We start from the raw sequence: 15,248 nt of genomic DNA on the forward strand, positions 1-15,248 counted from the left end.
TAAGCGCTGCGCGGGTTCCTGCGACTTTTGGCGGCTTGTGTGGTTAAGGCCTGCTGTGTATCTTGATCAGCCTTTGGCCGTTTGGGCGGCCCGAATTCTATTTTTACGAGCCACACTTCTACGAGATTTGCCCCCACGCGGCGAATCCGAGCGTCATCTCTATATAAAAAATTGAGGAGCACATCGATGCGCGTCATTCTGCTGGGAGCTCCCGGGGCCGGTAAAGGTACTCAGGCAAAGTTCATCACTGAAAAATTCGGCATTCCACAAATCTCCACCGGCGACATGCTGCGTGCGGCCGTCAAGGCTGGTACCGAGCTGGGCCTGATCGCCAAGAGCGTGATGGACAGCGGTGGCCTGGTTTCCGATGACTTGATCATCAACCTGGTCAAGGAACGCATCAGCCAGGAAGACTGCAAGAACGGTTTCCTGTTCGACGGCTTCCCCCGCACCATTCCCCAGGCTGAAGCCCTGGTGAAGGCCGGCGTTGAGCTGGATGCCGTGGTTGAAATCGCGGTGGAAGATGAAGAGATCGTCCAGCGTATTGCCGGTCGTCGCGTTCACGAAGCCTCTGGCCGCGTGTATCACACCGTCTACAACCCGCCAAAAGTGGAAGGCAAGGACGATGTGACCGGCGAAGACCTGGTGCAGCGCAAGGACGACACCGAAGAAACCGTGCGTCATCGCCTGTCGGTCTACCATTCCCAGACCAAGCCGCTGGTGGATTTCTACCAGAAGCTGTCCGCCGCCCAGGGCAAGCCGAAGTACAGCCACATTCCTGGCGTCGGCTCGGTTGAAGCGATCACCGCCAAAGTGCTGCAAGCACTCAGCTGATCCCTCTGCCGGCTACACGGATAACGGCCCGCTTGCGGGCCGTTGTTGTTTATACTGGCGCACTTTTTTTCGACTTGGACACCTACACCGATGAGCACCCTGCTGGCCCTGGACACCGCGACTGAAGCTTGCTCCGTTGCCTTGCTGCACGATGGCAAGGTAACGAGCCACTACGAGGTGATCCCGCGCCTGCATGCGCAGAAGCTGTTGCCAATGATCAAGCAACTGCTGGAAGACGCCGGCACTACGCTGGCAGCGGTAGATGCCATCGCCTTCGGCCGTGGCCCGGGTGCGTTTACCGGTGTGCGTATCGCTATCGGCGTGGTGCAGGGCCTGGCGTTTGCCCTGGAGCGCCCGGTGCTGCCGGTGTCCAACCTTGCCATGCTGGCGCAGCGCGCCTTGCGTGAACACGGCGCCCAGCAGGTGGCAGCGGCCATCGATGCGCGTATGGATGAAGTCTATTGGGGCTGCTACCGCGAAACAGCGGGTGAAATGCGCCTGGTCGGTGTGGAAGCCGTGCAGGCACCGGAGTCATCGGTATTGCCTGTCGATGCCAGCGGCGACTGGTTCGGTGCTGGCACCGGCTGGGGTTATGGCGAGCGCATCGCTGTGCCGTTGGTGGGCCAGGATGCGGCGATGTTGCCCCACGCTGAAGACTTGTTGACCCTCGCGCGCTTCGCGTTCGAACGCGGCGAGGCGATTCCTGCAGACCAGGCTGCACCTGTGTACCTGCGCGATAAAGTGGCGCAGACCAAGGCCGAACGCGGGATTACTTGACGCCAAAAATGATGGCAGTTTGGGGCTAACTTCACCAATCGTCAGAATTTGCCCCCGATTTAAAACCTTTTTCAAATTATGTGTTCTAGTTATCACCAGAGCATTTGCGCACCATGGATGATGCTGCCAAAATGCCATTACTGATAGCGAGTTCGCGCCCATGCGTATTGATGGCTTTTCCTCACAGTCCTACCCGATCAAGCGCAAGCCGCGTAAGGCAAACGTCACGGTAGACGAGTCCGTCGAGGATTCGCCGGACTTCATCGAGGTCCAGTCCGACGCGCAGGCCAACGCTCAAGCACGCATCAGTGGTCTTCCCGCCCGTCAGCAAGACATGGTCTTCCCGCGCTCCATGAGCAAAAGCGTCGCCACCGCCCTGGCCAGCTACCTGACCACCGCCGGTTTTGTCGAATGGGATATGGAAGTGCTGGGCCTCGACATCCACATCTGATGCGTCTGCCTTACTACCTCGGTTGCCCGTCCTGGAGTGAAAACGCCTGGCGCGAGTACCTGTACCCCGCCGATGCTCGTTCCAGCGACTACCTTGCGCTTTACGCCCAGGTCTTCAACGCCGTTGAAGGCAACACCACGTTCTATGCCCGCCCATCGACCGCCACGGTGCAACGCTGGGCTGAGATCATGCCCGACGATTTCCGTTTCACGGCCAAGTTTCCCGGTGATATCAGCCACAGCGGCAACCTGATTGAACAGCTACCGGCTGCGGAAAGCTTTGTGGGCTTGATGAGCCCATTGGGTGAGCGCGTATCGCCGCTGTGGTTGCAGCTGCCCGCGACGTTCACACCGCAGCGTCTGGGGGAGTTGGCAGGTTTCATTGATGGTTTGGAGCGGCCCCTGGCGGTGGAAGTACGCCATCAGGCGTTCTTCGCCAAAGGCGATGCGGAGCGCATGCTTAACCGCTTGTTACGGGATCGGGGCGTGGAGCGTATCTGCCTGGACCCGCGCGCGTTGTTCAGTTGCACCTCTACAACGGCTGCCGTACTGCACGCCCAGTCGAAAAAACCCAAGGTGCCCCCCCGGCCGGCGGCACTGACGCAGTTTCCTCAGGTGCGTTTTATCGGTCATCCCGAACTGGAAGCCAACGATTCGTTTCTGGTGCCTTGGGTGGAAAAAGTCGCAGGTTGGATCGAAGAAGGCCGCACCCCCTACGTATTCCTGCACACCTCGGATAACCGCCTCGCCGCCCAACTGGCCCTGCGTTTTCATGACCAGTTGATGGCGCGTCTGCCCGGTCTGCCAGCCTTACCTGTGCTGGATCGTGCCCCCGCCGTGGAGCAACTGGGGTTACTCTAGGGCTCCTTTCCCCGCCAGGAGCCAGACATGGATGCCCAAACCCTTCGCGCCGAAACCTTCAAGGCCCTGCATGAGCGTGACCGTGCGTTCGTGATGCCCAACCCGTGGGATGCAGGCTCTGCCGTGATGCTGGCCAGCCTGGGGTTCGAAGCCCTCGCCACCACCAGTGCGGGCTACGCGTTCAGCCTGGCGCGCCCGGATGCGGAAGGGGCGTTGTCCCTGGAAGACACCCTGATCAATGCCAGCATGATTGCCAAGGCCACGGTGTTGCCGGTATCGGCGGATCTGGAGAACGGCTTCAGCGACACCCCGAAAGGCTGCGCCCAGACCATCCTGCGTGCCGCTGCCACCGGTATCGTCGGCGGTTCCATCGAAGACGCGACGGGCATTGCCGCTGACCCGATCTATCCTTTCGACCTGTCCGTGGAGCGCGTCGAAGCTGCGGTGGCCGCCGCGCGCAGCTTGCCATTTCCCTTTACCCTGACCGCCCGCGCGGAAAATCTCCTGCATGGTCGCCTGGATCTACCCGACACCATCCGCCGCCTGCAAGCCTACGCCGAAGCCGGTGCCGACGTGCTGTATGCGCCGGCCCTGCGCAGTGCCGAGGAAGTGCTGGCGGTGGTCAAGGCGGTGGCGCCCAAACCGGTGAACGTATTGATGTCCGGCGGCTTGAACCTCAGCGTCGCGCAGCTCAGCGCGATGGGTGTGCGGCGCATCAGCGTCGGCTCGGCCCTGGCGTTGGCTGCCTATGGTGAGTTCTATCGCGCAGCCCAGGAAGTGTACGAGCTGGGCACGTTCACCTTCACCGAGCGCAAGATGCCGTTCAGCCAGGCCAATCAGTTCTTCAAGGGCTAAGGGGTGAGTGTTTTCAAAGTGACAGGCGTGTTGCTGATCCTGGCCGGCGCCTGTGCCGTTGGCGTTTGGCGTGGCTGGGTGCCGCTGCCGGCCGATTGGAACCCGTGGGCACCGTTGGATGTGCGCGCTAGCCCGAATCTGTTGACGCGCTACAAGCTGGGGCGTCTGCAGGATCACCCGGCGTTGTGCGACCAGGTGCTGGTAACCTCGGGCCTGCGCGTCAGCCATCAAGCCGATACGCCCGCCGATGCCGCGTGTCCGCTGCGCAATACCTTGCGCGTTCAGGGGGCGGCAGTTGGACTCAGCAGCAGTTTTCTCGCCAGTTGCCCGCTGGCGGTGGCATTCGCGCTGTTCGAGCGCCACAGCCTGCAACCGGCGGCCCAGGCCGTGTTCGGCCAGGCGGTGGCGCGGGTCGATCATCTAGGCAGCTTTGCCTGCCGCAATATGTATAACCGCGCCGAAGGGCGACTCAGCGAGCATGCGTCGGCCAATGCCCTGGACATTGCCGGTTTCCGCCTGGCGGACGGTCGCACTGTCAGCGTGCTCAGGGATTGGCCGGGGGAGGGGGAGAAGGCGCGGTTCTTGCGAGAGGTCCGCGATAGCGCCTGCGATGATTTCAACGTGGTACTGAGCCCGGACTACAACGCCGCGCACCGCAACCATTTTCATCTGGATATGGGGCGTTGGTGGGTGTGTCGCTGAGTGTCAGGCGGCCAGACGCAGGTTTTGGGTGACCAGCGGGCGAGCCCAGTAGTAGTCGAAGTCCAGCGCCTTTTGTTGCGCAACCAGTTCTTCGGTCGGGTACGGCGTGGCAGCGGGCGGCAGCAGGTCGAGTTCGAACTCGGCGATAGGCAGGTGCAGTGGGCGTGGCTCCGGCGCCGGGCCAGGCTCCGGCAATGGTTGGCCGGCGGTCAGCACGATCGGGCGCACCCAACCGCTTTCGAAGTTCTGCTGGCGCTGCTGGGCGACGATTTCTTCTTCAGGGAACGGCGGGGCGGCGGGTGGCAGCAAGTCGGTCTCGAGCTCGGCGATTGGCAGGAACAGCGGTTCCGGTGGGGCGATCTCGGTGTCTCTCACATCGCATTCGCGCTGGGTGAGGATCTGCGCCAACAGATCGGCGCCTTCGCTGGGCTCTACCGCTGGATCCGCCGGTACCGGCGCCTGCACAGCCAGCGCGTCCGGCGTATCGCCGAGCTGCTCGGCCAATGCACGGGCGAAGAAGTCCTGCCACACATGACTCACCCCGGCCAGCGCTTGAGTATTGCGCAGGCCGTAGTGGTTATGGGTCGGCAGTACACCGATGGTTAGGGGAAGAATGTCTGACATTTTTCTCGGTCGACGCTCAGCTCTGGCAAAATACCTGACTGTTGTTTTTATCGGCCGCTGTTTGCCGATCCTTAATATTTTTGAGCGTAGTGATTGATGAGCGAACAACCAGCGGCCAGCCGCATCCAGGTCGAGGCCTTGGGCGAAGGTTTCCAGGGCCGTGCCGAACAGTGGGCGTCACTGCTGGGTTTGCCGATGCACGTGGCGGATGCGGACTTTTCCTTGCAAGTGGGGGAACACGGCCTACAGCTGCAACAGCTCGGGCCCGACGCGCCTGGACCGGTGCGGGTGGACTTTGTCGAAGGCGGGGCAGCGCACCGGCGCCTGTACGGTGGTGGCAGCGGGCAGATGATCGCCAAGGCCGTGGGCATCGCCCAAGGCGTGCGCCCCAGGGTGCTGGACGCCACAGCCGGCCTGGGCAAGGACGCTTTTGTGCTGGCCAGCTTGGGCTGCGAGATGAGCCTGATCGAGCGCCAACCGTTGATCGGCGCCTTGCTCGAAGATGGTTTGGCACGTGGCGCGGATGATTTTGAGGTGGCACCGATTGTGGCGCGCATGAAGTTGCTCAAGGGCAACTCCATCGACGTGATGCTCAACTGGGAAGGCGAGCCGCCCCAGGTGATCTACCTCGACCCGATGTTCCCGCACCGTGAGAAAACCGCCCTGGTGAAGAAGGAAATGCGCCTGTTCCGACCGCTGGTGGGCGATGATCCGGACGCGCCGGCGCTGTTGGCTGCGGCCCTGGCCCTGGCCAGCCACCGCGTGGTGGTGAAGCGCCCGCGCAAGGCACCGTGCATTGACGGGCCCAAGCCGAGCCATGCGCTGGATGGCAAGTCCAGCCGGTATGACATCTACCCCAAGAAAGCCCTCAAACCCTGAAGCTGCTTTAGGTTTGAGGCCCTCATCGCCGCATAGATGTCTACACACTTGTCGGTGTGGCGCTGGGCCCGTGGCGAGGGAGCTTGCTCCCATGACGGCCTGATAGTCGCCCGAGCCCTATCAGGTGTAAATCGGTCGAAAATGTGGGGGCTGGCTTGCCTGCGATGAGGCCCTTAAGGTCAATGAAGATTCAGGGCCGATAAGCCCGCATAAACAACCCCACCACGTCCTGCACATGGGCTTCGGCAGCTTCTTCGCTCAGTTGCCCGCCGCAGCCATACAGCAAGCAAAAGTTCGCCGTGCCCTTGAGCAGGCAGAAGAAGTGCTCGGCTGCCGTGAACGGTTTGTCGATGCTCAGGGCGCCGCTCTGGTCGATTTTGCCAAGCAGGCGCTCCATGCCTTGCAACATGCGCATCGGGCCCGCCTCGAAGAAGATCTGCGAGAGTTTCACGTCCTGATTGCCAGTAGTCATCATCAGGCGATGCAGGTTGACCGACTCCTCGCTGTTGATCAGGCGGTGGAACCCCCGCGCGATATTCAGCAACACAGTCTCCACGGGCATGCCCGCAGGCAACTCGAAGTACATCACCGGCAGTTGTTCTTCGCACTTGGCCACCACCGCGGCGGTGAACAAGGTCTCTTTATCGTTGAAGTGGCTGTACACGGTCAGTTTCGACACGCCGGCCTCAAGGGCCACGGCATCCATGCTGGTACTGGCGTAGCCATTGCTCAAAAACAGGATTTTCGCTGCTTCGAGGATTGCCTGGCGTTTTGCCATGTCCTTGGGACGCCCGGGGCTATTGGTGTTCACAGGATTGTCGGACATTTTCACCTTTAATACTGGACTGGTGAGTTTGGTATTAATAACATACCCGCCAGTATAATTATTCTTAGCTCCATTTGCGAAAGGTCCTACAGCATGCGCAGTACTTTCCTGCCCTTTGCGTTGCCTGTCAGTCTGGTCTTCCTGTTGGCCGGATGCGGCCATGAAGAAGCGGCCCAGACCACCATCCGTCCGGCCATGGTGGTGCAGCCACAACCTTCTTCACAGTCGATGGACAGCTACCCCGGTGAAGTGCGCGCCCGTTATGAACCGGACCTGGCCTTTCGCATCGGTGGCAAAGTCAGCAAGCGGTTAGTGGAAGAGGGCGAGCGGGTCAAGGCCAACCAGGCGCTGGCCGAACTCGACCCGCAAGATGTGCGCCTGCAACTGGAAGCCACCCGTGCCCAAGTCGCCGCCGCCGAGGCCAACCTGAGCCTGGTGCGCGCCGAGCGTGACCGCTACAAGACCCTGATGGACCGTCAGATGGTCAGCCGCTCCCAGTACGACAATTCCGAAAATCTCTACCGAGCCGGTGTTGCTCGTCTCAAGCAGATCAAGGCCGAGTTCGACGTGGCCAGCAACCAGGCCGGCTATGCGGTGCTGCGTGCGCCACAGGATGGGGTGGTGGCCAAGCGTGCGGTAGAAGTTGGCCAAGTGGTGTCCGCCGGCCAGACCGTGTTTACCTTGGCGACCGATGGCGAGCGCGAAGTGCTGATCAGCCTGCCGGAGCAGGGTTTTGGCCGTTTCAAGATCGGCCAGCCGGTGTCGGTCGAGCTGTGGAGCCAGCCTGACCAGCGCTTCACCGGCCGCATTCGTGAACTGTCACCGGCCGCCGATCCAAAGTCGCGTACGTTTGCTGCCCGCGTGGCATTCACCGGCGGCAAAGTCCCGGCGGAACTGGGCCAGAGCGCACGTGTATTCATACAGGTCGACGGCGATATTCCTCTCTCGGTCCCACTGTCGGCTCTCAGTGCGGAGAACGGTGCGTCCTACGTCTGGCGTGTGCAGCCCGACAATACCCTTAAGCGCACACCGGTACGCATCGGTGCTTTCGGTGAAAAAACCGTACCGGTACTGGAAGGGTTAAGCCCTACGGATTGGGTCATTGCTGCGGGTGTGCATGTGCTCCACGAGGGCCAGCAGGTGCGCCCGGTGGATCGCTCCAACCGTGTGGTGAATCTGGCGGCCAAGGAGTAGTCCCCGATGGGTTTCAATCTTTCCGAATGGGCGTTGCGTAATCGCCAGATCGTTCTGTTCCTGATGATCCTGCTGGCAGTGGTTGGCACCTTGTCCTACTCCAAGCTGGGACAAAGCGAAGACCCGCCGTTCACCTTCAAGGCCATGGTGATCAAGACCAATTGGCCTGGCGCCACGGCCCAGGAAGTGTCGCGGCAAGTCACCGAGCGCATCGAGAAAAAACTCATGGAAACCGGTGAGTACGAGCGCATCGTCTCGTTCTCGCGCCCCGGCGAATCCCAGGTCACCTTTATCGCCCGTGACTCCATGCATTCAGCGCAGATTCCTGAGCTGTGGTACCAGGTGCGCAAGAAGATCAGCGATATCCGCCAGACCTTGCCGCCGGATATCCAGGGGCCGTTTTTCAATGATGAGTTCGGCACCACCTTCGGCAATATCTATGCCCTGACCGGCGACGGCTTTGACTACGCCGTACTCAAGGACTACGCCGACCGTATCCAGATTCAGCTGCAGCGCGTGGCGGATGTGGGCAAGGTCGAGCTGCTAGGCCTACAGGACGAAAAAATCTGGATCGAACTGTCCAACCTCAAGCTGGCGACCCTCGGTTTACCGCTGGCGGCAGTCCAGCAGGCGTTGCAGGAGCAGAATGCTGTTTCCACGGCCGGTTTCTTTGAAACCCCGAGCGAACGTGTGCAACTGCGCGTGTCGGGTAACTTCAAGACGGTGGAAGAAATCCGCAACTTCCCGATTCGCGTGGGCGACCGTACCTTCCGCATCGGCGACGTAGCCGACATCCACCGCGGCTTCAACGACCCACCGGCACCGCGCATGCGCTACATGGGGGCAGACGCGATCGGTCTGGCCGTGGCCATGCGTGATGGCGGCGACATTCTGGTGTTGGGTAAAGCCCTGGAAGGTGAATTCGCACGCCTGCAGAAGAACCTTCCGGCCGGCATGGAGCTGCGCAAGGTGTCAGACCAACCGGCAGCGGTGAAAACCAGCGTCGGCGAATTCGTGCAAGTGCTGGCCGAAGCACTGGCCATCGTGTTGCTGGTGAGCTTCTTCTCCCTCGGTGTGCGTACCGGCATGGTAGTGGCCCTGGCGATTCCGCTGGTGCTGGCGATGACGTTTGCCACCATGTACTACCTCGGCATCGGCTTGCACAAGATTTCCCTCGGCGCTCTGGTGCTGGCGTTGGGTTTGTTGGTGGACGACGCGATCATCGCCGTGGAAATGATGGCGATCAAAATGGAGCAAGGTTACGACCGGCTCAAGGCCGCGAGTTTCGCCTGGACCAGCACCGCGTTCCCGATGCTCACCGGTACGCTGATCACCGCAGCGGGCTTCCTGCCGATTGCCACCGCGCAATCGAGCACTGGCGAATACACCCGTTCGATCTTTCAGGTAGTGACCATTGCGTTGCTCGCCTCCTGGGTGGCTGCGGTGGTGTTCGTGCCCTACCTGGGGGAAAAGCTCCTGCCGGACCTGGCGAAGATTCATGCGGCCAAGCACGGCACCGATGGGCCGGATCCCTACGGCACACCCTTCTATCAGCGCGTAAGACGCATGGTGGAGTGGTGCGTGCGCCGGCGCAAAACCGTGATCGTCCTCACCCTGCTGCTGTTTATCGGCTCGGTGGCGCTGTTCCGTTTTGTGCCGCAGCAGTTCTTCCCGGCATCTGGCCGTCTGGAGCTGATGGTGGATCTGAAGCTGGCGGAAGGCGCCTCCCTGAGCAACACCGCCGACCAGGTCAAGCGCCTGGAAGCCTTGCTCAAGGAACACGCGGGCATCGACAACTACGTGGCCTACGTCGGCACCGGTTCGCCGCGTTTCTACTTGCCGCTGGACCAACAACTGCCGGCCGCCAGCTTTGCCCAGTTTGTCGTGCTGGCCAAAACCATCGAGGAGCGCGAAAGCCTGCGCACCTGGCTGATCCAAACCCTGAACGAACAGTTCCCTGCCCTGCGCTCACGGGTCACACGCCTGGAGAACGGCCCGCCTGTGGGCTATCCGGTGCAGTTCCGCGTGACTGGCGAACATATCGAGGAAGTCCGCGCCCTGGCTCGGAAAGTCGCGGTGAAGGTTCGCGAAAATCCCCACGTGGCCAACGTGCACCTCGACTGGGAAGAGCCGAGCAAGATCGTCTACCTCAATATCGATCAGGACCGCGCCCGCGCCCTCGGCGTGAGCACGGCCAACCTGTCGAAATTCCTGCAGAGCTCGTTGACCGGTTCCAGCGTCAGCCAGTACCGCGAGGACAACGAGTTGATCGAAATCCTCCTGCGCGGCACCGTGCATGAACGCACCGAACTGTCGCTGCTGCCCAGCCTGGCGGTGCCGACCGACAATGGCAAAAGCGTAGCACTGTCGCAGATCGCCACCCTCGAATACGGTTTTGAAGAAGGCATCATCTGGCACCGCAACCGTCTGCCCACAGTGACCATCCGCGCGGACATCTATGGCAAGGAGCAGCCGGCGACGCTGGTCCAGCAGATCCTGCCGACCCTTGAAGGCGTGCGTGCTGAACTGCCGGATGGTTACCTGCTGGATGTCGGCGGTACGGTGGAAGATTCCGCCCGTGGCCAGAACTCGGTCAAAGCCGGCGTGCCATTGTTTATCGTGGTGGTGCTGACCCTGTTGATGCTGCAACTGCGCAGTTTCTCACGCACTGCGATGGTGTTCCTGACAGCGCCGCTAGGCCTGATTGGCGTGACGCTGTTCCTGCTGGTATTCCGCCAGCCGTTCGGCTTCGTGGCCATGCTGGGCACCATCGCGCTGTCCGGGATGATCATGCGCAACTCGGTGATTCTGGTCGACCAGATCGAACAGGACATCAAGGCGGGCCTGGCGCCCTGGCAGGCGATTATCGAAGCCACGGTCCGACGCTTCCGCCCGATTGTGCTGACAGCCCTCGCAGCAGTGCTGGCCATGATCCCACTGTCACGCAGTGTGTTCTTCGGGCCAATGGCCGTGGCCATCATGGGCGGTCTGATTGTGGCGACGGCGCTGACGCTGTTGTTTTTGCCGGCCTTGTACGCAGCATGGTTCCGGGTCAAACCACAGGCTGGGTAAAGAGTTGTCGTAGGGTTTTTCACAAAGGGGATGCGGAGGCGGGAACGCTTCCAAGGTGTGGGGCCACTCATTGATTACCTGATTGTCAGGTCTTTCGCCAATCAGGGTTCACGCCTGTTGGTGGACGCTTCAATTCAATGATTCAAGGAGTGCTTATGGGAATGCTTAATATCAATATCAGCGCGTCTAAGTCGAGCTGGGGTTGTAATCCTTGCGGGCCTAGCAAGCCTGAACCTGCCAAGCCTACCAACCCTTGCAAGGATCCTTGCAAGGACGCTTGCAAGCCCAACAAGAGTATGACCATAGGCTTCGGTGTGATGCCCCTAGGCATGATCGCATTCGGTGGTTTTGGTTTAGGAAAGTTCTTCTGATCGTAGAAGAACTGCTTGGAACCGGGCAGGTGAGCCCCCCACACCTGCCTGGATTCATTCCCGGTTTTACAGTGCGCCGAAGACTTTCTTCGCCAGGCTGGTCGCGGCGGCCGCAGGGTTCTCGCGAATGGTTTCTTCCTGCTTTGCAATCATCTTGAACAACCCATCCAGCGCCTGTTCGGTCACGTAGTTTTCGACGTTGGCGCTCTTGGCGTCCACTGCGCCAAAGGCAGCGGCTTTGCCGGCCAGGGCATTGTATTGCTGGGCGACGCCGACCTTGTCGGTCGCGGCCTTGACGATCGGCAAGAACTTGGCGCGGATCTGTTCGCGGCTGCTTTTGTTCAGGTACTGGGTGGCCGAGTCCTGGCCACCACTGAGGATGCCCTTGGCGTCAGTCACGCTCATGTTCTTCACGGCGTTGACCAGGATCGGCTGGGCCTGGGTCACGGCGGTTTCGGCGGCCTTGTTCATGCTGGTTTCCAACTGGGTCACCTGGTCACCCATGCCGAACATTTTCAGTTTGTCGGCGACTTTGCCCAGCTTGCCAGGCAGACCGATCTTCACTTCCGGGTTGTTGCTGAAACCACCCGGTACGCCCAGTTGCTTCACGGCGATCTGCGCGCCTTGGGTCAGGGCGTCCTTGAGGCCGCCACTGGCGTCGCCCTGGGACAGGCTGCTCAAGTCCAGGGCCATGGCGTTGGCACCGAGCAGCAGGCCGGCACACAGGGCAGTGAAACGAAGGGAGTTACGGAGCATGGGCGCTTCCTTTTTAATCTGGCTTAAGTTCTGGAGACTATCAGTGGGCGACAGCATCAACCCGCAGGCGCAGGGGTTGCGCGTCTTGGCCATTGAGCTGCACAGCGTGCCGTTCGGTGGTGATAAACAGTAGCTTGCCATCCACTTCGATGCGAGCGCTCACCGAATAAGTGTGGCCAGGTTTGACTTGCGCCGGGTCATAGCTCAGGTGAAACGGCAGCGGCACCTGGCCTTTGACCGGGCCTTTCTGCTCAGCCAGGGTCACGGCCGGCGCATCCATCAGCGACACGTCCTGCAGGCTGACGCTCAAGGTCGCGGTGGGCGGCAGGGCGATGCGTTGCAGATAGAACACTTCGCCGTCGAGGCTGGCTTTGGGGGCGGGGCTCATGGATTGGCAGGCTCCGAGCAGGGCAGTCAGGCCCAGGAGGATGATTTTTTTCATGGTGTTGCTCCTTTTCAACGGCGCCGGAATCCATCCGGCGCCTGTTTAAATCTAGCGGGTTTCTTCAGGTGCAGTGGCTTCGGGGTCGACAGGTGCCTCGGCGGCGCCATCCACGCGATGCAATGCCACTTGGCGGATCGACAGGCGAATCTCCGCCGGCAGCACGCGTTTGGCCGCGCCTTCGGCCAGTTCGCCGAGCAGGTCGTGATAACTCAGTTTGCCGGCCTCGTCGCGGCGCAGCACATCTTGCTCCAGCAAGGTCTGGATGAAATGTCGGAAAAGGCTCTTGTCGAAGAATTCCGGGGCGTTGAGGCCATGCAGGATCGACAGGCGCTGGGCCATGATCGTGCACAGGTCTTCCAGTTCTTCGGCGCTGATGCTGTTCTGGCCGCTGTTGAGCAGCAGCGAAATCGCCATGTAGAAGCGTTGCAGGGTTTGCGCGATGGTTTTGGACAGCAGGGTCAACAGTACAAAATGCCGCGAACTCGGCGCCGGGCGCAGGTACACGTTGTTCTCGAAGCGCAGCAGCCCTTGCTCGACAAAGGCCTCCAGCCATTGGTCGATCACCGTGTCCAGCTCTTCCAGCGACCAGCGAATGAACAGTTCCGATTGCAGGTACGGGTACAGCGCGTGGGTGTAACGCAGGATCTGCTCGCGGCTCATCCGCGAGCTGCTCTGGAAGAAGCTCGCCAGCAGCGCCGGCAGGGCAAAGATGTGCAGCACGTTGTTGCGGTAATAGGTCATCAGGACGGCATTCTGCTCGTCCAGGTACAGAATCTTGCCCAGGGCGTCGCTCTGCTCCGACAGCAGGTCCATGTCCTTGACGTGCTTGATCAGCGCCAGACCATCGCCGTCGGGCAGGGTGGTGTGGGGCGAGTAGGGCACGCGGCGCAGCAGCGCCAGGTACAGGTCCAGTTGGCGCGCCATGGCTTGTTCGTCCAGGGCCAGGCGGGTGGTGGACAGCAATGCCAGGGCCACCAGGTTGACCGGGTTTACCGCCGCGGCTTCGTTCAAGTGGCGTGCCACTTGTTCGCCGAGGCGGTTGGTGGTTTCGTTGAGCCAGGCCGGTTTGTAGTTCGGGCCCAGGTCCTGGGCGCGCCAGCCCGGTTGTTCGCTGTCGAGGAATTCGGCCAGCTTGATGGGTTCGCCGAAGTTGACTGCAACCTGACCAAAACGCTGCTTGAGCGCGCCGACCACCTTGAAGATGTCGAAGATCGACTCTTTCTTCTTGCTCGCACCGCGTAGCTCGCCCAGGTAGGTGCGGCCTTCCAGTACGCGTTCATAACCGATGTAAACCGGCACAAATACGATGGGCATGCGCGAAGAACGCAAGAAGCTGCGCAGGGTGATCGCCAGCATTCCGGTCTTTGGTTGCAGCATGCGCCCGGTGCGCGAACGGCCGCCTTCGACGAAGTACTCCACCGGGAAGCCCTTGGTGAACAAGGTGTGCAGGTATTCGTTGAACACTGAGGTGTACAGCGGGTTGCCCTTGAAGGTGCGGCGCATGAAAAACGCACCGCCACGGCGCAGCAGGCTGCCGATCACCGGCATATTCAGGTTGATGCCGGCGGCGATGTGCGGTGGGGTCAGGCCATTCTTGAACAGCAGGTAGGACAGCAACAGGTAGTCGATGTGGCTGCGGTGGCACGGTACGTAGATCACCTCATAACCCTGGGCAACCTTTTGCACACCCTCGATGTTGTTGACCTTGATGCCGTCGTAGATCTTGTTCCAGAACCAGCTCAGCACCACTTCGAGGAAGCGGATTGCGGTGTAGGTGTAGTCCGAGGCGATCTCGTTGCCGTAGCGCAGGGCCTGGGCCTTGGCTTTTTCCGGGCTGATCTTCTCCCGTTCGGCCTCATCGGCAATGGCCTGGCGCACCAGCGGCATGTTGACCAAGCCCTTCACCAGGTTGCGGCGGTGTGACAAATCGGGACCGATCACCGCCGTCTTCAGGTTACGAAAGTGCACGCGCAGGATGCGTTGGGCCATGCGCACGGTACGTTCGTGGCCTTTATTGTGCTCGATCAATTCACGCAGGTTGATAGGCGCGGAGAATTGCACCCGAGTCTTGCGACCCAGGATCAGGATGCTTAACAAGCGGCGTAGACGCCCGGTGACCGCCCAGCTGTCGGCAAACAACAGCTTCCACGGGCTGGACTCGCTCTCGGGGGATTGGCCCCAGAACACGCTGACCGGAATGATTTGTGCATTCTCTTCGGCGTGCTCGGTGAGGGTGCCGACCAAACGGGTCAGTGTGGGCGGCGCGCCGCGCTTGTCCTGGCGGCCGAGCCAGTCCGGCTCCGGCGTCAGGTAGAAGAACGCCGCGGGTTCCATCAACGGGCCGACCGAGACCGGCAGCACCGGGCGCGGCAGGCCGGCCTTGGTGCACTCGGCATCGACCACGGCCAATTCGGTGAGGGAGGGTGATTGCAGGACATAGAACACCGGCCGGCTGCGGTCCAGGTTAAGGGTCAGGGACGACTGGTTGATCGTCTCCGAGCGGACCCAGAGGTACAACAGTCGGCGCAAGGTGCCGAACACTAGACGGCGAAACGGGGAACGGGTCATAGGCGTGCTGCTTCAAGTGGAAAAAACCGAGCAG

14 protein-coding genes are annotated in these 15,248 nt (G+C 61.1%); 9 read left to right on the top strand and 5 right to left on the bottom strand.

What is annotated here, in order from left to right; all coding sequences use genetic code 11:
* Window positions 1-186 precede the first annotated feature (186 nt).
* From adk to AC4PS7_RS02815, 6 genes are all read left to right on the top strand, one after another.
* Window positions 187-834 carry an adenylate kinase gene (gene adk, locus AC4PS7_RS02790; protein WP_010212617.1) on the top strand — a complete coding sequence of 216 codons (648 nt, stop codon included), beginning with the start codon at window positions 187-189 and terminating at the stop codon, window positions 832-834.
* 90 nt (window positions 835-924) lie between these two features.
* Window positions 925-1,611 (top strand): tRNA (adenosine(37)-N6)-threonylcarbamoyltransferase complex dimerization subunit type 1 TsaB, encoded by a 687-nt coding sequence (gene tsaB, locus AC4PS7_RS02795; RefSeq protein WP_183701265.1) that lies wholly within the window; start codon window positions 925-927, stop codon window positions 1,609-1,611.
* A 160-nt stretch (window positions 1,612-1,771) separates the two neighbouring features.
* Window positions 1,772-2,062 (top strand): hypothetical protein, encoded by a 291-nt coding sequence (locus tag AC4PS7_RS02800; protein ID WP_016979856.1) that lies wholly within the window; start codon window positions 1,772-1,774, stop codon window positions 2,060-2,062.
* A complete protein-coding gene (locus tag AC4PS7_RS02805) occupies window positions 2,062-2,922 on the top strand; it encodes a DUF72 domain-containing protein (RefSeq protein WP_021492443.1) in 861 nt (286 codons plus the stop codon). The genes AC4PS7_RS02800 and AC4PS7_RS02805 overlap by 1 nt, the downstream gene beginning before the upstream one ends.
* A gap of 27 nt (window positions 2,923-2,949) precedes the next feature.
* Entirely contained in the window at window positions 2,950-3,777 is an 828-nt protein-coding gene (locus AC4PS7_RS02810; protein WP_465822496.1) for an isocitrate lyase/PEP mutase family protein, read from the top strand.
* Window positions 3,778-3,780: 3 nt separating this feature from the next.
* Complete coding sequence (locus AC4PS7_RS02815) at window positions 3,781-4,479, top strand: extensin-like domain-containing protein (protein ID WP_031290998.1); 699 nt, start codon at window positions 3,781-3,783, stop codon at window positions 4,477-4,479.
* Between the two features lie 3 nt (window positions 4,480-4,482).
* Here AC4PS7_RS02815 and AC4PS7_RS02820 read toward each other — a convergent pair whose 3' ends face one another.
* The gene (locus AC4PS7_RS02820; RefSeq protein WP_010212611.1) at window positions 4,483-5,103 is read right to left on the bottom strand and encodes a hypothetical protein; all 621 of its coding nucleotides are present in this window, start codon (window positions 5,101-5,103) and stop codon (window positions 4,483-4,485) included.
* Window positions 5,104-5,199: 96 nt separating this feature from the next.
* On the opposite strand from AC4PS7_RS02820, the gene AC4PS7_RS02825 reads away from it, so the two are divergent.
* Entirely contained in the window at window positions 5,200-5,982 is a 783-nt protein-coding gene (locus tag AC4PS7_RS02825; RefSeq protein ID WP_021492440.1) for a class I SAM-dependent methyltransferase, read from the top strand.
* A 190-nt stretch (window positions 5,983-6,172) separates the two neighbouring features.
* Here the strand turns inward: AC4PS7_RS02825 and AC4PS7_RS02830 are convergent, their stop codons facing one another.
* A complete protein-coding gene (locus AC4PS7_RS02830) occupies window positions 6,173-6,808 on the bottom strand; it encodes a TetR/AcrR family transcriptional regulator (RefSeq protein ID WP_010212608.1) in 636 nt (211 codons plus the stop codon).
* 93 nt (window positions 6,809-6,901) lie between these two features.
* Here AC4PS7_RS02830 and AC4PS7_RS02835 point away from each other — a divergent pair, with 93 nt between their 5' ends.
* Together AC4PS7_RS02835 and AC4PS7_RS02840 are read left to right on the top strand one after the other, a co-directional pair.
* The gene (locus AC4PS7_RS02835) at window positions 6,902-8,002 is read left to right on the top strand and encodes an efflux RND transporter periplasmic adaptor subunit (protein WP_021492439.1); all 1,101 of its coding nucleotides are present in this window, start codon (window positions 6,902-6,904) and stop codon (window positions 8,000-8,002) included.
* Between the two features lie 6 nt (window positions 8,003-8,008).
* Window positions 8,009-11,074 carry an efflux RND transporter permease subunit gene (locus tag AC4PS7_RS02840; RefSeq protein WP_021492438.1) on the top strand — a complete coding sequence of 1,022 codons (3,066 nt, stop codon included), beginning with the start codon at window positions 8,009-8,011 and terminating at the stop codon, window positions 11,072-11,074.
* A 437-nt stretch (window positions 11,075-11,511) separates the two neighbouring features.
* Here the strand turns inward: AC4PS7_RS02840 and AC4PS7_RS02845 are convergent, their stop codons facing one another.
* The 3 genes from AC4PS7_RS02845 to plsB are packed head-to-tail and all read right to left on the bottom strand — an operon-like array spanning window position 11,512 to window position 15,214.
* Window positions 11,512-12,201 (bottom strand): DUF4197 domain-containing protein, encoded by a 690-nt coding sequence (locus tag AC4PS7_RS02845; RefSeq protein ID WP_010212601.1) that lies wholly within the window; start codon window positions 12,199-12,201, stop codon window positions 11,512-11,514.
* Window positions 12,202-12,241: 40 nt separating this feature from the next.
* Complete coding sequence (locus tag AC4PS7_RS02850; RefSeq protein ID WP_176332289.1) at window positions 12,242-12,643, bottom strand: YbaY family lipoprotein; 402 nt, start codon at window positions 12,641-12,643, stop codon at window positions 12,242-12,244.
* Window positions 12,644-12,694: 51 nt separating this feature from the next.
* Window positions 12,695-15,214, bottom strand: coding sequence for a glycerol-3-phosphate 1-O-acyltransferase PlsB (gene plsB, locus AC4PS7_RS02855; protein WP_010212597.1), 2,520 nt, complete (start codon window positions 15,212-15,214; stop codon window positions 12,695-12,697).
* Between the last annotated feature and the right edge of the window lie 34 nt (window positions 15,215-15,248).

Source organism: Pseudomonas sp. DW-iso3, assembly GCF_058725305.1.